The organism is Pseudoalteromonas sp. SR44-5 (genome assembly GCF_014163675.1).
GTDB lineage: Bacteria > Pseudomonadota > Gammaproteobacteria > Enterobacterales > Alteromonadaceae > Pseudoalteromonas > Pseudoalteromonas rhizosphaerae.
Genome location: NZ_JACJDT010000061.1, coordinates 1 through 21,015 on the forward strand (window position 1 = coordinate 1; position 21,015 = coordinate 21,015).

General features: G+C 42.1%; 25 protein-coding genes. 15 read left to right on the forward strand and 10 right to left on the reverse strand.

Annotated features, from left to right (window positions below; genetic code table 11):
* Positions 1–121: 121 nt before the first annotated feature.
* The 3 genes from rpsI to zapE form a co-directional block, all read right to left on the reverse strand.
* Entirely contained in the window at positions 122–511 is a 390-nt protein-coding gene (gene rpsI / locus H5154_RS20950; RefSeq protein WP_016710054.1) for a 30S ribosomal protein S9, read from the reverse strand.
* An 11-nt stretch (positions 512–522) separates the two neighbouring features.
* Positions 523–951 (reverse strand): 50S ribosomal protein L13, encoded by a 429-nt coding sequence (rplM, locus tag H5154_RS20955; protein WP_002957960.1) that lies wholly within the window; start codon positions 949–951, stop codon positions 523–525.
* A 317-nt stretch (positions 952–1,268) separates the two neighbouring features.
* A complete protein-coding gene (gene zapE, locus H5154_RS20960; protein ID WP_145236796.1) occupies positions 1,269–2,357 on the reverse strand; it encodes a cell division protein ZapE in 1,089 nt (362 codons plus the stop codon).
* Positions 2,358–2,507: 150 nt separating this feature from the next.
* Here zapE and H5154_RS20965 point away from each other — a divergent pair, with 150 nt between their 5' ends.
* The 3 genes from H5154_RS20965 (at position 2,508) to H5154_RS20975 (ending at position 5,694) form a co-directional block, all read left to right on the forward strand.
* On the forward strand, positions 2,508–2,948 hold the full coding sequence (locus H5154_RS20965; RefSeq protein ID WP_145236792.1) for a YhcB family protein: 441 nt from the start codon (positions 2,508–2,510) through the stop codon (positions 2,946–2,948).
* A 208-nt stretch (positions 2,949–3,156) separates the two neighbouring features.
* Positions 3,157–4,509, forward strand: a complete 1,353-nt coding sequence (locus H5154_RS20970) for a Do family serine endopeptidase (protein WP_182719513.1) — start codon at positions 3,157–3,159, stop codon at positions 4,507–4,509.
* 102 nt (positions 4,510–4,611) lie between these two features.
* Positions 4,612–5,694 (forward strand): trypsin-like peptidase domain-containing protein, encoded by a 1,083-nt coding sequence (locus H5154_RS20975; RefSeq protein ID WP_149980599.1) that lies wholly within the window; start codon positions 4,612–4,614, stop codon positions 5,692–5,694.
* A gap of 71 nt (positions 5,695–5,765) precedes the next feature.
* Here the strand turns inward: H5154_RS20975 and murA are convergent, their stop codons facing one another.
* The 7 genes from murA to mlaF are packed head-to-tail and all read right to left on the reverse strand — an operon-like array spanning position 5,766 to position 10,426.
* Complete coding sequence (gene murA, locus H5154_RS20980; RefSeq protein ID WP_145236783.1) at positions 5,766–7,025, reverse strand: UDP-N-acetylglucosamine 1-carboxyvinyltransferase; 1,260 nt, start codon at positions 7,023–7,025, stop codon at positions 5,766–5,768.
* A 13-nt stretch (positions 7,026–7,038) separates the two neighbouring features.
* Positions 7,039–7,296, reverse strand: a complete 258-nt coding sequence (locus H5154_RS20985) for a BolA family protein (RefSeq protein ID WP_149980598.1) — start codon at positions 7,294–7,296, stop codon at positions 7,039–7,041.
* Positions 7,297–7,301: 5 nt separating this feature from the next.
* Entirely contained in the window at positions 7,302–7,595 is a 294-nt protein-coding gene (locus tag H5154_RS20990) for a lipid asymmetry maintenance protein MlaB (RefSeq protein WP_182719514.1), read from the reverse strand.
* Positions 7,588–8,262: a phospholipid-binding protein MlaC gene (locus tag H5154_RS20995; protein WP_182719515.1), complete on the reverse strand. Its 675-nt coding sequence runs from the start codon at positions 8,260–8,262 to the stop codon at positions 7,588–7,590. Before H5154_RS20995 ends, H5154_RS20990 begins: the two co-directional genes overlap by 8 nt.
* Positions 8,263–8,268: 6 nt before the next feature.
* The gene (mlaD, locus tag H5154_RS21000; RefSeq protein ID WP_149980595.1) at positions 8,269–8,817 is read right to left on the reverse strand and encodes an outer membrane lipid asymmetry maintenance protein MlaD; all 549 of its coding nucleotides are present in this window, start codon (positions 8,815–8,817) and stop codon (positions 8,269–8,271) included.
* Positions 8,818–8,831: 14 nt separating this feature from the next.
* Complete coding sequence (gene mlaE / locus H5154_RS21005; RefSeq protein ID WP_145236765.1) at positions 8,832–9,611, reverse strand: lipid asymmetry maintenance ABC transporter permease subunit MlaE; 780 nt, start codon at positions 9,609–9,611, stop codon at positions 8,832–8,834.
* Positions 9,611–10,426 (reverse strand): phospholipid ABC transporter ATP-binding protein MlaF, encoded by an 816-nt coding sequence (mlaF, locus tag H5154_RS21010; protein ID WP_182719518.1) that lies wholly within the window; start codon positions 10,424–10,426, stop codon positions 9,611–9,613. Before mlaF ends, mlaE begins: the two co-directional genes overlap by 1 nt.
* Before the next feature lie 255 nt (positions 10,427–10,681).
* On the opposite strand from mlaF, the gene H5154_RS21015 reads away from it, so the two are divergent.
* The 12 genes from H5154_RS21015 to mgtE all read left to right on the forward strand — a co-directional run bounded on the left by H5154_RS21015 (position 10,682) and on the right by mgtE (position 19,979).
* Positions 10,682–11,653, forward strand: a complete 972-nt coding sequence (locus tag H5154_RS21015; protein WP_149980594.1) for a calcium/sodium antiporter — start codon at positions 10,682–10,684, stop codon at positions 11,651–11,653.
* 25 nt (positions 11,654–11,678) lie between these two features.
* Positions 11,679–12,650, forward strand: coding sequence for a KpsF/GutQ family sugar-phosphate isomerase (locus tag H5154_RS21020; protein WP_145236758.1), 972 nt, complete (start codon positions 11,679–11,681; stop codon positions 12,648–12,650).
* Complete coding sequence (gene kdsC, locus H5154_RS21025; protein WP_149980593.1) at positions 12,650–13,201, forward strand: 3-deoxy-manno-octulosonate-8-phosphatase KdsC; 552 nt, start codon at positions 12,650–12,652, stop codon at positions 13,199–13,201. Before H5154_RS21020 ends, kdsC begins: the two co-directional genes overlap by 1 nt.
* Complete coding sequence (gene lptC, locus H5154_RS21030; protein ID WP_149980592.1) at positions 13,198–13,752, forward strand: LPS export ABC transporter periplasmic protein LptC; 555 nt, start codon at positions 13,198–13,200, stop codon at positions 13,750–13,752. The genes kdsC and lptC overlap by 4 nt, the downstream gene beginning before the upstream one ends.
* On the forward strand, positions 13,742–14,275 hold the full coding sequence (lptA, locus tag H5154_RS21035; RefSeq protein ID WP_182719516.1) for a lipopolysaccharide transport periplasmic protein LptA: 534 nt from the start codon (positions 13,742–13,744) through the stop codon (positions 14,273–14,275). The genes lptC and lptA overlap by 11 nt, the downstream gene beginning before the upstream one ends.
* Complete coding sequence (lptB, locus tag H5154_RS21040; RefSeq protein ID WP_149980590.1) at positions 14,272–14,997, forward strand: LPS export ABC transporter ATP-binding protein; 726 nt, start codon at positions 14,272–14,274, stop codon at positions 14,995–14,997. Before lptA ends, lptB begins: the two co-directional genes overlap by 4 nt.
* A 66-nt stretch (positions 14,998–15,063) precedes the next feature.
* Positions 15,064–16,560 (forward strand): RNA polymerase factor sigma-54, encoded by a 1,497-nt coding sequence (locus H5154_RS21045; RefSeq protein WP_145236743.1) that lies wholly within the window; start codon positions 15,064–15,066, stop codon positions 16,558–16,560.
* 28 nt (positions 16,561–16,588) lie between these two features.
* Positions 16,589–16,876: a ribosome hibernation promoting factor gene (gene hpf, locus H5154_RS21050; RefSeq protein ID WP_145236739.1), complete on the forward strand. Its 288-nt coding sequence runs from the start codon at positions 16,589–16,591 to the stop codon at positions 16,874–16,876.
* A gap of 4 nt (positions 16,877–16,880) precedes the next feature.
* Positions 16,881–17,333 carry a PTS IIA-like nitrogen regulatory protein PtsN gene (gene ptsN, locus H5154_RS21055; RefSeq protein ID WP_149980589.1) on the forward strand — a complete coding sequence of 151 codons (453 nt, stop codon included), beginning with the start codon at positions 16,881–16,883 and terminating at the stop codon, positions 17,331–17,333.
* A 20-nt stretch (positions 17,334–17,353) separates the two neighbouring features.
* A complete protein-coding gene (rapZ, locus tag H5154_RS21060) occupies positions 17,354–18,196 on the forward strand; it encodes an RNase adapter RapZ (RefSeq protein WP_149980588.1) in 843 nt (280 codons plus the stop codon).
* 28 nt (positions 18,197–18,224) lie between these two features.
* Positions 18,225–18,497 (forward strand): HPr family phosphocarrier protein, encoded by a 273-nt coding sequence (locus H5154_RS21065; RefSeq protein ID WP_064667815.1) that lies wholly within the window; start codon positions 18,225–18,227, stop codon positions 18,495–18,497.
* A 123-nt stretch (positions 18,498–18,620) separates the two neighbouring features.
* Entirely contained in the window at positions 18,621–19,979 is a 1,359-nt protein-coding gene (gene mgtE / locus H5154_RS21070) for a magnesium transporter (protein ID WP_145236729.1), read from the forward strand.
* Positions 19,980–21,015: the final 1,036 nt, after the last annotated feature.

A 21,015-nucleotide genomic window follows, 5' to 3' on the forward strand; every position in this document is an offset into this window, starting at 1 on the left:
CTCGCTAACTTTACCCTCGCTAACTTTACTCTCGCTAACTTTACCCTCACTAACTTTTATAACCCCAAAAACAAAAAACCCAGCATAAGCTGGGTTTTTGAAATTCTTGATAACGTAAATATTAACGTTTTGAGAACTGTGGACGCTTACGCGCTTTCTTAAGACCCACTTTCTTACGTTCAACTTTACGTGCATCACGAGTAACGAAACCTGCTTTACGAAGTTGTGGACGTAGTGACTCGTCAAACTCCATAAGTGCACGAGTGATACCGTGACGGATAGCACCAGCTTGACCAGTAGTACCACCACCAGCAACGGTGATGTAAAGATCAAACTTTTCAGTCATATCAACAAGCCCTAAAGCTTGACGAACAACCATGCGTGCTGTTTCGCGACCAAAATACTCTTCTAAAGAGCGATTGTTGATTACGATGTTACCAGTGCCTGGGCGTAAGAATACGCGAGCACTTGAACTTTTACGACGACCTGTACCGTAGTATTGATTTGCCATGTTAGTGCTCCTTAAATGTCTAGAACCTGAGGCTGTTGTGCAGCATGGTTGTGCTCAGTACCTGCGTAAACTTTAAGTTTACGGTACATTGCGCGGCCTAAAGGACCACGTGGCAACATGCCCTTAACAGCCTTCTCGATGATCATTTCAGGCTTTGCAGCTTGAAGTTTATCAAAAGTAGTAGACTTAAGACCACCTGGGAAACCAGAGTGAGCATAGTACACTTTATCTTTGAACTTGTTACCAGTTACAGTAACTTTCTCCGCGTTGATAACGATGATGTAATCACCAGTATCTACGTGTGGAGTGTACTCAGCTTTGTGCTTACCGCGTAGGCGATGAGCGATTTCAGTAGCGATGCGACCTAAAGTTTTACCTTCAGCGTCAACTACGTACCAGTCACGTTTTACTGTTTCTGGTTTAGCAACAAACGTTTTCATTTATAAAAATCCAATGTTTTTCAATTAAAACCACAGGTAATTATTATTAATTACCGCTCTAAATGTTTGCTCCAACCCCTTCGAGTTTAAGACTTTTGCGCCATTCAAAAGAGGCTAATCTAATGAAGGCAATAGAACGCAACGTGGCAGACGCGGGAGTATACCAGCACTTTTACCACATTGCTACTCGACGGTTGTTTTTTCCACAAGAAAATTGTTCGATAAGCGATAAGCGATAAAATTAAAAACTGTACTTGTGTTAAGTTAAGTACAGTTTTGATTTGTGTCTAACTTACGACTTATAACTTACAGCTACATTAAACCAAATGCTCTCTTGCTAAGTATTCTAACGACTGCATTTCTTGCAATCGACTAATACAACGTCTGAACTCAAAGTTAAGATTGCCTTGCGTGTAGAGTTCCGTAATCGGTTTTTCAGCAGAAATAATAAGTGTGACGTGGCGTTCGTAAAACTCATCGACTAACGCAATAAAGCGTCTGGCGGCATCATCGTTATTTTGGCCAAGCTGTTTTACGTTCGATAAAATAACAGTGTTATATAAACGGCTTATTTCCATATAATCGACTTGGCTACGTGCGGTTTCACACAACTGAGAGAAATCAAACATCACAATACAATCAGCGACCTTACGGGTTTTGATCATTCGCCCTTCAATTTCGATGGGGTGATCGAGTTTACCAGGCTCTGGAGATAACTTATCAAAATACTCAAACAGATTTTTATCGGCTTGTTCATCTAGTGGGCTATGAAATATCTCTGCTTGCTCTAAAGTACGCAATCGGTAATCAATGCCAGAATCCACATTCACAATCTCAGTGTTTGCATTAACAAGTGCGATTGCAGGCAAAAAGCGAGCACGCTGCAAACCATTTCGATATAACTCATCAGGTATAATGTTAGACGTTGCCACTAACACAATGCCGCGCGCAAATAAGGCTTCCATTAAACCACCAAGCAGCATGGCATCAGTAATGTCTTGCACAAAAAATTCGTCAAAGCAGATAATGTCGGTTTCAGCTTTAAAAATATCAGCCACAACTTCTAAGGGATTAGCAGTTTTGTCTAATTTTTTTAGCTCTTCGTGAACACGGTGCATAAAACGATGAAAATGCACGCGCATCTTGCGTGTTCCCGGCAGCGCCTCATAGAAGGTATCAACCAAATAGGTTTTACCACGCCCTACTCCCCCCCAAAAATACAAACCTTTTATAGGCGCCGTGCTATTTTTATTAAATAGTTTAGAGAACCAGCCTCTAGCTGCGGGCTTTTGTGCTGTTAAGTCATCGAAGAGCCTTTGTAGATGACGTACTGCATTTTCTTGCGCAGCATCGTAAACAAAGTCTTCACGCTGTAAATCTTGTTGGTACTTTTGCCAAGGAGTCATAGATAGTTACAATAAAACACGGTTTAATTTACGCAATATGTTAACACGCATCGTAACTCGGGGTATATTAGCAGCAACAGGATTTATTCTTGAGTACGCAATCTAGGCGTTATTTTATTTTTATGTATTAATTCCCAAAGGGGTAGAATTATGGGTACAGTTACTTGGATCGGCATTATTGTTATTGTGGCAGTAGCTGCATTTTTCCTTGGCGCCTTCGTCACTAAAAAGCAATTTAAGCAAGATGAATTAGAGCAACAAGCAGAACAAGCTAAAAATGCATTAGAGCAATACCGTCAAGATGTTGCAGATCATTTAGCAAGCACTGGTAGACTCGTCAACAAAATGAAAGACAACTACGACCAATTGTTAAATCATGTTGATGAAACTAACAAGCTGCTACTAGCTGATAAAAAACAGCATCCTAACGAACCATTTTTTTCTAAAGAAACGACTGAGCAGCTACAGCGCTCACTAAAGGAACGCCAAAGTGACCGTTCATCGGCACATGCTCAACCTGCTGATTATGTATCAGGTGAATCAGGCTTATTCGCCGGCGAACCAAAAGTAGCCGAGCCGGACAAAGTTTAATTAAGGTTTCAGAAATTTCTAAAGCTTCTTGATGAACTTTTTTTTGACCCCATAGTCTGTTTATAAAGCAGCTTATGTTTTACATGCATTTCAAAACATTCTAAAGAGCGAACCTACTTTAAAATGTTTTGAACTAAATTGATAAAAGGCTGCTTATGCAGCCTTTTTTGTTTGTGCTTTTTCCTGTGATGTGGAGTAAACCCTGACTATGAAAATGAAATTATCGTTAATCAGTGCAGCAATGTTATCTGCCAGTTTATTATTAACCCCTGCAGTATCAATGGCTAAGATGCCTATCGCAGTCAATGGTCAACAATTACCGACGTTAGCGCCGATGCTAGAACAAATAACACCAGGCGTTGTTAGTATCCAAGTCTCCGGTTCAAAGGAAGTCCGTCGTCGCGCTGATCCGCTTGATTTCTTTTTTGGCAATCCGCAACCGCGTAGCCAAAAGCGTGAATTTAGTGGTTTAGGCTCAGGCGTTATTATTGACGCCAAAGAAGGCTACGTCGTTACCAATAACCACGTAGTTCAAGATGCTGAAAAAATGTTGGTTACTCTTGAAGATGGTCGTGAATACGAAGCAACTAAAATCGGTAGTGATAAAGAATCAGACATAGCGTTACTGCAAATTGAAGCCGATGATCTAGTCGCAGTAAAACTTGCTAATTCAGATCAGCTGCGCGTGGGTGATTTTGCAGTAGCAATTGGTAATCCATTTGGTTTAAGTCATACCGTTACCTCAGGGATTGTTAGTGCAATGGGGCGCAGTGGTTTAAATATTGAAGGTTATGAAGATTTTATTCAAACCGATGCTGCTATTAACCAAGGTAACTCAGGTGGTGCGCTAGTTAACTTAAACGGTGAGCTAATTGGTATTAACACGGCCATTTTAGGTGCATCGGGTGGCAATGTTGGTATCGGCTTTGCGATCCCATCCAATATGATGAAAAATCTCGTTGACCAAATTATTGAACATGGTGAAGTACGCCGTGGCTCACTAGGTATTTCTGGGCGCCCACTGGATGCTGGCCTTGCTAAAGCACAACAGCTTGATGTAAAACAAGGCGCTTATGTTATGCAAGTAATGGATGATTCTGCCGCCAGTGAAGCGGGTATTAAAGCTGGTGACGTAATTATTAGTATTGATGGTAGTGAGATCAGCGGCTTCCATGAACTGCGCAGTAAAATTGCCACGCTAGGTGAAGGCAGAAAGGTAAAATTAGGCATTTATCGTGATGGTAAAGTGCAAACCGTTAAAGTGACCCTTGATGGCGCATCAGCACTAACCGCAGCCGGTGATGAACTACATCCAGCCTTCCAGGGTGCAACACTTGAAAACACCCAAAAGAATGGAAATAAAGGGGTTGAGGTGACAACTGTTGATCCTCGCTCACCAGCAGCTAGAGTAGGCCTTGAAGAAGGCGACGTGGTAATGCAAGTAAACCGTCAGCGTGTTGAAACAATTAGTGACATGAATAAGATCATCGAAAACACTAAAGGTAACATTGTGCTTGGAGTACAACGCGGTCGTGAATCGGTATTTGTTTTAATCCAATAAAATAAATATTAGGTAAATAACACAAATAATAGCAGTGGTACTTGCCGCTGCTATTTTTTTTGTGCCATCATTAGAAGATCGCTCATTAAGAATAAGAACATTGTGCTGAAATTTTTTAAGTTTGTCCTTCCCCCGCTATTTGCCGGACTCGGTATCGCATTTTTGGTAGTATTTTTTAGCCCAAATATGCGTGCAACGCTGTTACCTAATGTCCCCTTACCAAGTGCTATGAGTATTGACCATTTGAGTTTTGCCGATGCAGTACAGCGCGCAGCGCCATCAGTTGTGACAATCATTTCTGAGAGTATTTCAAAGGAACCTCGTTATAAACGGCAAAATACCGTGCAAGAACTTGGCTCCGGTGTGATCATGTCAAGTGATGGCTATATTCTTACCAACTATCATGTGATCAATAATGCTGATCAAATTATGGTGCTGCTTACTGATGGCCGCCGTTATTTTGATGTTCAGCTCATCGGCTTTGATACCATCACCGACTTAGCACTGTTGAAAATTAACGTTGAGCACTTGCCAGTTATCCCAATTAGTGAGCGTTTTACGCCTCGCGTGGGTGATGTGGTGCTGGCGATTGGTAATCCGCTGAATCTAGGGCAAACAATCACCCAAGGGATCATCAGTGCCACGGGTAAACAAAAAATTACCGATAGTCCTTATAATAGTCTGCTACAAATGGATGCGGCAATTAATGTCGGCAACTCAGGTGGCGCACTGGTTAACTCTAATGGCGACTTGGTTGGGATCACCTCAGCACAATTTAAAACCCGAGAGAATCTGGATATCCAAGGCATATTCTTCGCCGTACCGTACTCGTTAGCGAAAGAAGTAATGGATAAACTGATCCGTCATGGTCGTGTTGTGCGTGGTTACTTGGGCTTCACAGGTACTGCCGTTGATAGTACCGGTAAAGAAGTGAGCGATAAGTTCACCCCTATTGCTGGCTTGCGTATAACCAACCTAGATCCATTAGGTCCAGCATGGCAAGCTGGTATTAAAGAACAAGATATTGTGATTAAAATTGGCGGTGAAGATGTCACTAACCCACAAAAAACCTTAACCAGAATTGGTAATTCAGAGCCGGGCCATGAAATAGAATTTGAACTTTATCGAAATGGAAAAGTACTAAAAGTGATGGTGAAGGTTGCAGAGTTAGAGACTAAACTATAATTTTAGTTGCAAGGTAAAAGGTAAACAAGGTTTTCGCTTGAACCTTGTTACCTGAACCTTTCAACTCGTATTTAACTACTTCGGCGTTTGATGTTTGCACCTAACGCGCTGAGTTTATCTTCAATCCGTTGATAACCTCGATCAACGTGGTAAATACGGTCAACAACCGTTTCACCTTGTGCCACAATCCCCGTTAAAATTAGGCTCGCTGATGCACGTAGATCGGTTGCCATTACTTGTGCGCCACTCAAACTCTTAGTGTCACCACAAATTGCCGTATTCCCCTCCAAACGAATGTTAGCACCCATACGTTGTAGTTCTGGCACATGCATAAAACGGTTTTCAAAAATCGTTTCGGTAATGGTCGCGCTGCCATTAGCTACTACATTTAACGCAGTAAACTGCGCTTGCATATCGGTAGGGAAACCTGGGTGTGGCATGGTTTTAATATTAACGGCTTTGAGCTCACGGCCACGCATATCAAGATAAATACTATCTTTATGTACTTCAATCAACGCATTAGTTGCACGCAATTTTTCAATCACAGGCTCTAAACTATGAAAATCGGTAAGCTTACATAGCACTTCGCCACCCGCCATTGCTGCGGCCACTAAAAATGTGCCAGTTTCAATCCGATCTGGCAAGATGCGATGCTCACAACCATGCAGCTTTTCAACACCTTCAATTTCAATACGGCTAGTGCCTGCACCGCTAATTTTTGCGCCCATTGCTGTTAAGCAAGCAGCTAAATCTATAATCTCTGGTTCACGCGCCGCGTTTTCTAATACGGTTTTGCCGTCAGCTAAGGTTGCGGCCATTAATAAATTTTCGGTCGCGCCAACGCTGACCATTTCCATGTAGATTTCAGCACCTTTTAAACGCCCATCTACCTTGGCATTGATATAACCATTTTCAACGCTAATAACAGCGCCCATGCGCTCCAAACCTTGAATATGAATATCAACCGGGCGAGCACCAATTGCACAACCACCAGGAAGCGATACTTGTGCTTGACCAAAACGAGCAACCAATGGACCTAATGCTAATACTGAGGCACGCATTTGTTTAACTAACTCGTAAGGGGCCAATGTTTTATCAACTTTGCCACCATCAATAACGAGCTGCTCGCCGTGCCAGTGTATTTCTGCGCCGAGGGTTTTTAATAATGCTTCAGTAGTGCCGATATCACGCAGGCGAGGAACATTATTAAAGGTACTTTTACCGTCAGCTAATAATGCTGCAAACAAAATAGGTAAAGCGGCATTTTTAGCGCCAGAGATAGTGACTTCACCGGCAAGTCCGGTTCCACCCTGAATTACAAATTGATCCATGAGGAAACCTTTTTTATTGAGGTAAAATGAATTTTTGTTCGCGCTTCCACTCAGTAGGTGTAAATGCACGGATCGAAACTGCGTGGATTGTGCCGTCAGAAATGGTGTTCATCAACGGACCATATACCAGCTGTTGTTTTTTCACTCGGCTTAACCCATCAAAACAATCGCCGACTGCGATAACTTCATAATGACTACCGTTGGCTTTCACATGTACTTCAGCTAATTGCAATTCGTCGCGCAATAAGGTTTCGACTTGGCTTGTTTCCATAACTCTCACTCAAATAGGTTGGTAACCTGTCCCAACTGCATCAACTTTTGCAGTTGTTCAGGAATATTTTGCAATTCAAGGTGAACACCTTGCTGCTTTAATTCTGCGAAAGAGTGAATTAACCAAGCTAAGCCCGCCGTGTCAACCCTAGACACCTCAGAAAGGTCAAAATACCAGTTTTTATGGCTAGTTTGTGAGTTTTTATTCAGAAGTCGTTCAGCGGAAATTGAATTTCGAGTCAATTCACCACTGACTCGATAGTGCTGTTCGTCAAGCTGAGTAACCGTTACTTTACTCATTACCGCCGTCACCTCTAAATTGCACTGGCAACTTACTTTTCTGTTCAAGTAGGTCACTTACATGGTTAATACCTTGCTGGCGCAAAATGCCTTGAAATTCACTTTGCTTGGCATCTAATAAACTAATGCCCTCAGCAACCATGTCATAAGCACGCCATTCGCCATCGCGATCTTCACGTACTTTAAAATCAATTTTAATTTCCGGCTTACCTGGCTCGACAATTTTGGTTTTCACTAATACAAGGTCTTGTCCTGCAAACTCTTTGCTTGCACCAAACTCTACTTTTTGGTTGGTGTATTGGGTAAACACGCCAGCATAAGTGGCGATTAAGTATTCTTGAAACACATCAATAAAGTGTTTGATATCCTCAACCGCTTGCTTTTGCTCAGCAGGATCTTTAATCGCACGCACTTTTGATACATGACTTCCTAATACACGCAGTGCAGCATATTTATAATCAATGTAAGGCATCAACTCTTCTTTGACGATAACCCGTAGATGCTCTTTATCTTTTTCGATTAAAGGCTGGTCACGAGTAATACGTTGAAAAGTATTATCAGATACTTGGCGGACCATTTTATATGGGTCTGTTAAATCGACCGCATCGCTTGCTACGCTAATGGCACTGAAAGTCAGCGCAACTAAAATTAAAAATTTCTTAAACATAATTACTTACTCGCCGCCTTGATTGAATAAAAATTGCCCGATTAACTCTTCAAGCACCAATGCTGATTTCGTGTCAGTGATATAGTCGCCATCATTTAAGGCTTTGCTTTCAACACCAAATAACTCGTCTAACCCTAAGTTTTTATCATTACTTGTTACCGCAACACCTAAACACGCTTGTTCAGCTGATTTTGGGGCAATGACAGGGTTAATCCCTAAATATTGCTCACCTAGGATGCCTGATGTCAAAATTGAAACTGAGCTGGTATCTGAAAAACGACATTTATATTGCGCATCAATCGTCATATCAACAACTGGCACAAATTCTTGTGGGTGAATTGAAATACCCTCAACTCGACCAACCACTACACCACCTACTTTAATCGGCGCACGTGTTTTTAATGAACCAATGTTTTCAAACTTGGCTTTCAATAAGTAAGTTTCGCCGTTGCCGCTGATCCCTGCATTGGCAACTTTTAACGCCAACATAGCAAAAGCTGCTATGCCTAGCGCAACAAAAAAACCAACTAAAATTTCTAATTTCCGTGAATTCATTATCTATACCTTTATTAGCTAGTAAACATTACCGCTGTCAAAATAAAATCAAACCCTAAAACAGCCAAAGATGAGTGTACAACTGTCTCTGTTGTTGCTTTACTGATCCCTTCAGAGGTCGGTATACAATCGTAGCCTTTATAAAGCGCAATCCATGTAACCACGATGGCAAATACAAAACTCTTGATCATGCCATTTAAAATATCTTGCTGAAACGATACTTGTGACTGCATGATTGACCAAAAACTCCCCGTATCTACACCCAACCAATCAACACCCACTAAATGAGCACCAATAATTGCAACTGCTGAAAATATTAACGCCAGTAATGGCATACTGATAAAGCCCGCCCAAAAGCGTGGCGCGATAATACGTTTAAGAGGGTCAATGGCCATCATTTCAAGACTTGATAACTGCTCAGTCGCTTTCATTAAACCTATTTCAGCGGTTAATGCACTACCAGCTCGCCCGGCAAACAATAATGCTGTAACAACAGGGCCTAACTCTCTGAGTAAACTCAATGCTACTAATGGACCTAAGCTGTCCTCTGCACCATAACCAACTAGTACGGTGTAGCCTTGCAACGCCAATACCATACCAATGAATAATCCCGACACCATGATAATCAATAGTGACTGCGAGCCGACCATATATAATTGTCGTATTAAAAGCGGCGTGCCTTTTCTAAAATTAGGCAAACTCCATAACGCACCTATCAACATCTGAGTGGAGCGACCAAGTGCAGCAAATCGTCCTAACGTTTTATGACCTAGCATTTGCAAAAAATCAAACATCAGCGGCGCCCTCCCAGTAATTCTTGTTGATAAGGTTGAGCAGGAAAATGAAACGGCACTGGGCCATCAGATAATCCTTTTAAGAACTGCTGAACTAGGGCCGATTCATGATTACGCATTTCATCCGGTGTACCGCTACCAATAACGCCTTGATCGGCAATAATGATAACGTGATCGGCAATGCTCATCACTTCTGTTACATCGTGAGTTACGATTAATGATGATAATCCAAGCACTTGATTAAGCGATTTAATCAACTTAACTAATACCCCCATGGAAATTGGGTCTTGGCCTGCAAATGGCTCATCATACATAATTAATTCAGGATCAAGTGCGATTGAGCGCGCTAATGCAGCACGACGTGCCATACCACCTGACAGCTCAGAAGGCATTAGATCTTGTGCGCCACGCAAGCCAACAGCTTGTAATTTCATTAGCACCACAAGGCGAATTAAATCTTCACTTAGACGAGTGTGTTCACGCAGCGGAAAAGCGATATTGTCAAATACTGACATATCGGTAAATAATGCGCCGCTTTGGAACAACATACTCATTTTGGTTCGCGCCGCATAAAGCTCTTTGCGCGACATGGCAGGAATGTTATTACCTTCGAATAAAATAGTGCCGCTATCTGGTTTTAATTGACCACCAATTAAACGCAACATGGTGGTTTTACCAATTCCGCTTGGTCCCATAATTGCCGTAATTTTTCCTTTCGGGACACTAAAGCTCATATTTTTATATATGCAGCGATTGCCCCTAGAAAAGCTTACATCCTTGATTTCTACTATTGGTTGCGACAAGTCGCTCTCCATTACTATTTTCACTAGTTCACCTATTTTAAGCGTTTTTACAGCAAGATGGAAAAAACAAATCGTAAAATTTTGTAATATTCTATGTAATAGCGCTGCAAACCTTACAGCAGTAGGCTTAACCGTCGCTTAAATAATTATTCTCAGTCCAAATCAGGCCATAATCTAACAAGCTACGCAGATTCTTTTATTTATACTTTCAGGTTGGCTTTTGTTACTATTTGCAGTCATCTCATTTTGAATAATTGGCGTAACGTAATGGTGACTTCTTTTGTCATTTTAATTCTCGGATTTGCAGCTCTAGTTTGGAGTGCGGATCGCTTTGTTTATGGTGCTGCGGCACTGGCAAAAAATTTCGGTGTTCCTACTCTTATTGTTGGCTTAACCGTTGTTGCGATGGGCTCGTCAGCCCCTGAAATGATGGTCTCAGCATCAGCTGCGCTTGCCGGTAAAACTGACACTGCCGTGGGTAACGCCGTTGGCTCAAATATCACTAATATTTTACTTGTTTTAGGTATTACCGCGCTATTGCGCCCACTCTCAGTATCATCAATGACATTAAAACGCGAAATGCCGCTTGTACTACTAGTGTCAATCGCTGCCTGGTATGTATTTTCTGATAACTACTTTTCATTTGCTGAGGGCGTTGCATTAATCATTGGCTTTGTGGTCTTTATTGCGGGCTTAGTTATTATTTCTATTCGCGCTAAAAACCAAGCTGATGACCCATTTGTAAGTGAAGCCTGTGAAGACGTACCAGATAACGTGCCCACCAAATCGGCTTTATTTTGGTTAATTATTGGTATGATATTACTGCCTGTCAGCTCACATTTTTTAGTTGGCTCAGCAGTTGATATAGCCAAATACTTTGGCCTAAGTGATTTAGTAATAGGGTTAACCATTATTGCTATTGGCACCAGTTTGCCTGAGCTGGCAGCCTGTATTGCTGGGGTATTAAAAAACGAAGATGATTTAGCACTGGGTAATATTGTTGGCTCAAATATATTTAACATTTTAGCTGTGTTGCCACTGGCTGGGATTATCAACCCTTCAATTATTGATCCTTCAGCTGCAAACCGTGATGCCTTAATAATGATTGGTGCCACCATAGCCCTTATTGCTATGTCCTTGAGTTTTAGGGGCACAAGACGCATTAATAGAGTTGAAGGTGGCCTGTTATTGGTCGCGTTTTTAATCTATCAAGGTTATATTTTCAGCCAAGTTGCTTAATGCTAGCCACAAAATGGATAACACAATGACGCAGTTAAATTTTATTGAACAAGGTAAGCGGGTGCTAGAAATAGAGCGCCAAGCACTGCTTGATATAACCCAATATCTAGACGAAAACTTTAATCAAGCTTGCCAATTGATGTATCAATGTCACGGTAGGATCATAGTAGTCGGTATGGGGAAATCAGGGCATATTGGTAATAAAATTGCTGCAACACTGGCAAGCACTGGCACGCCTGCGTTTTTTGTCCATCCGGGTGAAGCAAGTCATGGTGATTTAGGGATGATCACTCGTGATGACGTGGTTATGCTTATTTCAAACTCAGGCGAAACCAGCGAAGTACTGAATATTATTCCGGTTATTAAACGTATTGGCGCAAAAATGATCGCCATGACAGGTAACCCTGAATCATCAATGGCAAATTGGGCTGATGCTCATGTATGCATCAAAGTAAGTCAAGAGGCCTGCCCATTAGGACTCGCTCCGACTGCAAGCACGACTGCAACACTTGCGATGGGTGATGCAATAGCCGTTGCTCTGCTAGAAACCCGTGGCTTTACCGCCGATGACTTTGCGCTATCGCATCCTGGTGGTAGCTTAGGTAAACGTTTACTATTGTGTTTAAAAGATATTATGCACAGTGGCCCAGCAACGCCTATGATCAATGATAAGCAATGTATCAAAGATGCATTAATCGAAATGTCGGCAAAAGGCTTAGGTATGACAGCTATTGTTGATGACACAGGGCAACTTGCAGGGCTTTTTACTGATGGTGATTTACGGCGAATTTTAGAGCAACGAATAGATATTCACAGTACTTTGATAAGCACTGTCATGACCCGCTCTTGCACTACTGCAACTGCTGATATGCTTGCCGCCGAGGCACTCAATATCATGGAGAATAAGCGTATCAATGGCTTAATTGTAGTTGATGATAAACACCACCCTATTGGTGCTCTTAATATGCAAGATTTGCTCAAAGCAGGAGTTTTATAATGCAGTTTGCTGACTTATATCAGCCACTTTCAGATGATGCTCGCGAGCGAGCACAAAAAATCAAACTCCTGATCTGTGATATCGATGGGGTGTTTTCAGATGGTCGTATTTATCTTGGTAACCAAGGTGAAGAACTCAAAGCGTTTAATACTAAAGATGGCTTTGGTATCAAAGCACTGATCAATAGCGGTTTTGAAGTTGCCGTGATCACCGGTCGTCATTCACAGATAGTTCAGCAACGGATGACTAGCCTGACAGTACCGCATATTTACCAAGGCCAAGAAAACAAGTTGCAAGCTTATCAACAGCTCAAGGATAAATTGCAGTTAAGCGATGAACAAATCGCTTACATAGGCGATGACGGACCTGACTTGCCGGTAATGGAATTGGTTGGTTTTGCGGTGGCAGTAAATGATGCGCATCCACTAATCAAACGCATTTCACATTATACAACCATGCTACCTGGTGGCTTTGGGGCGGTGCGTGAACTCACTGATTTATTAATGCTCGAAAATGGTAAATCATTAACCAGCGAAGGCACGAGCTCATGAATAGTGCGCGTTTAATATTATGCGTATTATTTGTCGGCTGCATGGTATGGCTGTGGTATCCGTATTTTTATCAAAGTACCGCCATAAAACAACACCAAGAAGATATAATAGCAAAACCTGATTATACTGCGGTGGCATTAAAACAAACCGCATTTGATGAACAAGGTAAAATTAGCCACAAAGTAACAGCTGCAAAAATGGAACTCTACCAACAGTTAGGGTTCACTTACTTTGAACAACCTATTTTTACACTCTATAATCAACAGCAGACGTGGCAAATTAATGCCGATGAAGCCACCTTATATGAAAATCATCAATTAATTTTAGAAGGTAATGTGGTTGCTAAAAACCTGACCAATAATGCCATGATTGAACATATAAACGCAGATAATATTCAGGTTGATATTGAACTACAAACCATGAGTTCAGAACAACCAGTTGAATTAATCGGACCAAATTTAAAAATCACTGGGCGCGGTCTCCATGCCGACTTAAAAGCCGAAGTGGTAGAACTAATTAACCATACGCGAACCATATATTATGACCAATAAATTTGCTCACTTGCTTGTTATACCAAGCTTATTCATTGCTTTTGCAAGCTTTGCTGAAAATACGACACCACCTGCAGATCAAGTCTCTATCAGTGCTGACACGCAGCTTGCCCAACTGAAAGACAATATCGGTATTTTTGAAAAAAATGTTGAAATCATTCATGGTAACCGCCGTATCAAAGCGGATCGACTTGAAGTCCATAAGCGCGAAGATTTAGGCGATAACAAACAACTACTTGTCGCAACTGGCAGTCCGGCTTACTTTGAAGAAAAACAAACTGATGGCACAGTAATGAGTGCCAGTGCTGATGAAGTCCGTTACGATGTCGCTAAGCGCTATTTAACCTTGGTTGGCAATGCACAAGTCACTCAGGCAGGTCAAAAAATCAATGCCAAAAGCATTACCTATGATATGGACCAGCAACTGATCAGTGCTGAAAAAGGCGCAAGCTCAAGCGATCGTGTGCACACCATTTTGGTACCAGTAGACAGTAAAAAAGACAAATCTAAAGGGCAGCCATGAGTACATTAAAAGCTGAATTTCTAGCAAAAAGCTATAAAGGTCGCCAAGTTGTAAAAAGCGTGGGTTTAGAAGTTAGCGCAGGCAGCATTGTTGGCTTATTGGGTCCTAATGGCGCTGGTAAAACCACCACCTTTTATATGATTGTGGGTTTAGTTCCAAGCGACAAAGGTAAAATCAGTATTGATGATAATGACATCACCTTACTGCCAATGCACAGTCGCGCACGGTTAGGGATTGGCTACCTGCCACAAGAATCATCCATCTTCCGTAAATTAACTGTTTATCAAAACCTGATGGCTATTTTAGAAACTCGTAAAGAGCTGAATAAACAAGCCAGAGAAGAAGCGCTCGACAGCTTACTTGATGAGTTTAGCATTCAACATATCCGCGACAGCCAAGGTATGGCATTATCTGGCGGTGAACGTCGTCGAGTTGAAATTGCACGCGCTTTAGCCGCAAACCCAAAATTTATCTTACTTGATGAGCCTTTTGCTGGCGTTGATCCTATTTCAGTGTTAGATATAAAGAAGATTATTGAACACCTTAAAAACCGTGGTATTGGCGTGCTTATTACCGACCACAATGTACGAGAAACCCTTGATGTTTGTGAAAAAGCCTACATAGTTTCTCATGGGGAGTTAATTGCATCAGGTACCCCTGAGCATGTACTCGCCGACCAAACAGTCCGCGATGTTTACCTGGGCGAGCAATTTAGGCTATAAAGCCACGCTCGGCTAAGTATCTGCTAGACTTAACGATGATAACAATAAAAGGATTGTTAGAGATACATGAGGCAATCACTCCAGCTGCGCATGGGCCAGCAACTTACAATGACACCACAGCTGCAACAAGCAATTCGCTTATTGCAACTCAGTACATTGGATCTCCAGCAAGAAATTCAAGAAGCGCTCGACAGCAATCCATTGTTAGAGCTAGAAGAACATGAATATTCAGACGACACGGCTGGTAAAAACGAACAAAAACAAGATAACGATGACTTAACCGTTAGCGCATCAGCAGACGACAAGCCAAGCGAATATGAACAAGAAAGTAGCGAAGCATTAAGTAAAGAGACCTTAAGTGACGAAATGGCTATGGACGTCACCTGGGACGAATACATGAGTGCTGCGCCAAATACGTCATCTGGGCCAATGCCTGAAGATGAGTCAATTTATCAAGGTGCCTCAACTGAAACCTTGCACGAATATCTAATGTGGCAATTACAACTCACACCTTTTAGTCCAACCGATGAAGCCATTGCCATTGCGATTGTTGAAGCCGTTGACGATTCAGGTATTTTAACCTTGAGCTGCGAAGACATCGCAGAAAGCTTAAATCAAGGTAATAACGAAGAAGAAATCGAACTCGACGAAGTGCAAGCAGTGTTAAAACGCATTCAGTTGTTTGACCCTGTTGGTATTGCTGCGCGCAGCCTACAAGAATGTTTATGTATTCAATTAAATCAATTTGATCCTGCAACTCCTTGGATTAGCGAGACAAAAATGATTTTAACTGATCATATCGATTTATTAGCTAGTCGTGACTATCGCACTTTGATGAAAAAGACTAAGCTTAAAGAAGATGAACTAAAAGAAGTAATGACACTGATCCACAGCCTTAACCCAAAGCCTGCGGATACCATAGTACGCGAAGAATCAGAGTATGTTATTCCTGACGTTTCGGTGAAAAAAATTAAAGGTCGCTGGGTGGTTGAACTCAATCCAGACAGCATGCCAAAAATTAGAGTGAACAGCCAATATGCGGCGATGTCACGCTCTGTAAAATCAAGCACTGACAGCCAATTTATACGCTCGCATTTGCAAGAAGCTAAATGGTTTATTAAAAGCCTAGAAAGTCGTAACGAGACGTTACTCAAAGTAACCAACTGCATTGTTAAACAGCAGCAAGGATTCTTTGAGCATGGCCCTGAGGCCATGCGCCCTATGGTACTAAACGACGTTGCCGAAATGGTTGAGATGCACGAATCAACAATTTCTCGTGTAACCACCCAAAAATACATGCATACCCCTCGTGGTATATTTGAGTTAAAATATTTTTTCTCGAGCCATGTAAGTACTGAGAACGGCGGCGAATGCTCATCGACAGCCATTCGAGCATTGATCAGAAAATTGATCAGTGCAGAAAACTCAGCGAAACCATTGAGTGATAGTAAAATTGCAGATATATTGGCAGAGCAAGGTATCAAAGTAGCTAGACGGACTATTGCAAAATACCGCGAGTCACTGGCTATTCCACCGTCAAATCAACGTAAAAGTTTGATTTAAGGCGTAAAATCACAAGAGGAAAATGCTTATGCAACTAAATTTAACTGGTCGTCATGTAGAAATTACTGATTCATTAAGAGACTATGTAAACAATAAGTTTGCCAAGCTTGAAAGGCATTTTGATCATATCAATAATGTCCATGTCATTCTTGATGTAGAAAAGCTAAGCCAAAAAGCAGAAGCCACATTACATGTCAGTGGCGCTGAATTATTTGCCTCAACTGAGCACCAAGACATGTATGCAGCCATTGACGGACTAATCGACAAACTTGACCGTCAGGTAATTAAACACAAAGAGAAGCACGCTCGACACTAACACTATGAAATTAAGCTCACTTATTTGCCAGGACTGCAGTAAAGCTGCGGTCCTTTTTAATAGCAAAAAACGGATCATTGAATTTATCAGCCAATTGGCTCATGAACAACTTCCTCAGCTATCACAACAAGAAATCCTCAACGCACTACTGTCGAGAGAAAAACTAGGTAGTACGGGTATTGGTCGTGGTATTGCTATTCCTCATGGCCGTATGAGTGGTGTTGAAAACCCGCTAGCAATAATTATAGTGAGTGAATCACCGATTGATTTTGATGCGATAGATAATCGCCCAGTTGATATATTTGTAGCTCTCATCGTGCCAGATGGTGATAGCCAACTTCATTTGAAGACGTTAGCCACAATTGCTGATAAACTCAACGACAAAGATTTTTGTAAACAACTACGTAGCGCAAAAACAGACCAAGATTTGTATCACGTAATTGCTGCGCAATCGTAGCCAAATGAAGGAGAATTTACATGGAGTTAATCATCATCAGTGGGCGTTCTGGCTCAGGTAAATCTGTTGCTCTGCGTGTAGTAGAAGATCTTGGCTATTATTGTGTAGATAATATTCCGGTAAACTTATTACCTTCATTAGTGCGCAGTGTCTCTGATAATTATGACAAAATTGCCGTCAGTATTGATGTCCGTAATTTACCGAAAGAGCAGGAAGAATTTAACGATATTCTTGAATACTTGCCTGGTTTTGCAAATCCGACGCTATTTTATTTAGACAGTGATGATCAAACCCTGATCAAACGTTTTTCTGAAACTCGCCGCTTACACCCATTATCTTTGGACTCTTTGCCACTGGATTTAGCTATCAAGCAAGAAAAAGTATTACTTGATGTATTAACTACTCGCGCTGACTTTATACTTGATACCACTGATCTGAGTGTCCACCAGCTTGCAGAGTCAATCCGTGAAAAGATTTTAGGGAAAAAAGATAAAAAACTAATCATTACCTTTGAATCATTTGGTTTTAAATATGGTATCCCAAAAGAAGCTGATTATGTTTTTGATGCACGCTTTTTACCAAACCCACATTGGGAGCCTGAGCTTAAGCCACTTACAGGCCTTGATCAGCCAGTAAAAGATTATTTAGCCAGCCATAGTATCGTACAAAAATTCACTTGGCAGATCCAAACCTTTGTACAAACTTGGTTACCGCATTTGGAGCGTAATAACCGCAGTTACTTAACAATTGCTATTGGTTGCACCGGTGGTCAACATCGCTCAGTTTATCTAGCGCAAACTATAGGTGAAAGCTTCTCGATGAGCCACAGCAATGTGAAAATTCGCCATCGTGAACAAGAATAACAACTCACGTTTACAGTAAGGAATGTTGATGCGTTTAGAAGATACATTTTTAATAAAAAACAAACTCGGTTTACATGCTCGCGCAGCCAGCGTATTAGCGCAATTAGCTGTGCAGTTTGATGCCAGCATCACACTTCATCAAGATGACAAACAAGCCGCAGGCGATAGCGTACTCGGCTTAATGCTATTAGAAAGTAGCCAAGGCAAAGAAGTTAAAGTTGTATGTGAAGGCCCGGACGCTGAACCTGCTCTTGCAGCAATTGGCGAGTTGATCGCACAACGCTTTAACGAACAAGAATAGCTCGTAGTCAGTACCACTAAATTGCGTTAAACTAAATAAAGTCGTTAATTAAACAGACCAAGCGCGTTAATTACCGACAACTGTTACCCTACCTATCAAGCGTATTAATTTTTAAGGACGCCAATGCCAGAAGCTTTTGAACAAGATTACCCACTACAACAACTAAAACAAGTGACCAAGTCACTTAACAGTGGTCAATTTGTTCAAGTAAGGCGTATGTTGGCAAAAACAGCTCCGTGTGACACCGCATTGTTACTCGAGTCATCCCCACATAAAATTCGTACCTTGCTATGGCAACTGGTTGATCCAGATGTACAAGGTGACGTACTCGAAGAACTCTCAGAAGATGTTCGTTTAGGGATCATTGCCCAAATGGAGCCGAAGCACATCGCTGCGGCAACTGAGGACATGAGCCACGATGATCTAGGGGAAGTACTACGTAGCCTACCTGATACCGTCTACAAAGACGTTGTTAGTGCCATGGACAGCCAAGATCGAGAACGTGCAACTCAAGCACTCTCTTATCAAGAGCGCTCTGCTGGCGCGCTAATGAACACTGATACAGTGACCATCCGTCCAGATGTCACTATCGACGTAGTACTGCGCTACTTACGTTTACGTGGTGAGCTACCAGAAGGTACCGATGATCTTTATGTTGTTGATAAACATAACTGCTTTATAGGTGCCATGTCGTTAACGACCTTGTTGACTAACTCGCCAGATAAAATCATTCGCGACTTAATGGATGAAGATTGTGAATCTATCCTCATTTCGATGGATGAAACCGATGTAGCACAACTGTTTGAACGTCATAACTGGATATCAGCCCCAGTGGTTGATGATAATGACCATCTACTTGGCCGTATCACCATCGATGATATCGTTGACGTTATCCGTGAAGACGCCGAGCATAGCTTATTAAGCCTAGCCGGTCTTGATGATGAAGAAGATACCTTTGCCCCAGTGTTAAAAAGTTCGAAAAAGCGCTCAATTTGGCTTGGCGTTAACTTATTAACCGCGCTACTTGCTGCGATTGTGGCAAGCTTCTTTGAAAACACCTTAGCAATTTTACCTATTCTAGCGGTACTCAACGGTATAGTGCCATCCATGGGTGGTGTTGCGGGCAGCCAAACATTAACCCTCGTAATACGTGGTATTGCAGTGGGTCATATCAACCAAACTAACCAACGCTTTTTACTGATCAAAGAGCTTGCAATCGGCGCAATAAACGGGATTGTTTGGTCCATTTTAATTGCCGGTGTTGTTGCTATTTGGCAATGGGACTTTAAGCTTGGCGGCGTACTCGCCTTTGCCATGTTTATGAACTTAGTAGCCGCAGGTATCGCCGGTGCCAGTATTCCGCTGCTATTGAAAAAAATGAAAATTGACCCTGCATTAGCTGGCAGCGTAGTACTGACAACCGTAACCGATATTGTAGGGATCTTCGCCTTCCTAGGCACCGCCACATGGTTGTTGGTGTAGTTAAAAATTAGTTAAAGGTTAAACCCATCGTAGGCGCGAGTTTATCTCGCGCATCTCTTAGCGTTACATCAACCTCATCCGCCAACTTAGGCAATGGCTTTAGCCATGAATGTTATCAACCGCGCGGCATAAAGCACCGCCTACGATAAACCCAAAACTTTAACACCCGTAGGCGTTGAGCTTGCTGACGCACAAACTCCGAGCCACATTTAAAACGCGGTGGCAAGCCACTCGCCTACAAGTGATTTAACACCGAGATAAACGTTAAAACCCGTAGGCGTTGAGCTTGCTGACGCACAAACTCCGAGCCACATTTAAAACGCAGTGGCAAGTCACTCGCCTACAAGTGATTTAACACCGAGATAAACGTTAACACCCGTAGGCGTTAAGCTTGCTGACGCAAAAACACCGAAACAATATTGAATATCGCGGTGGCAAGCCACTCGCCTACAAGTGAGTAATTAAACACTGAGATTACCGTTAACACCCGTAGGCGTTGAGCTTGCTGACGCACAAACTCCGAGCCACATTTAAAACGCAGTGGCAAGTCACTCGCCTACAAGTGATTTAACACCGAGATAAACTTTAACACCCGTAGGCGTTAAGCTTGCTGACGCACAAACTCCGAGCCACATTTAAAACGCGGTGGCAAGCCACTCGCCTACAAGTGATTTAACACCGAGATAAACGTTAAAACCCGTAGGCGTTGAGCTTGCTGACGCACAAACTCCGAGCCACATTTAAAACGCAGTGGCAAGTCACTCGCCTACAAGTGATTTAACACCGAGATAAACGTTAACACCCGTAGGCGTTAAGCTTGCTGACGCAAAAACACCGAAACAATATTGAATATCGCGGTGGCAAGCCACTCGCCTACAAGTGAGTAATTAAACACTGAGATTACCGTTAACACCCGTAGGCGTTGAGCTTGCTGACGCACAAACTCCGAGCCACATTTAAAACGCAGTGGCAAGTCACTCGCCTACAAGTGATTTAACACCGAGATAAACTTTAACACCCGTAGGCGTTAAGCTTG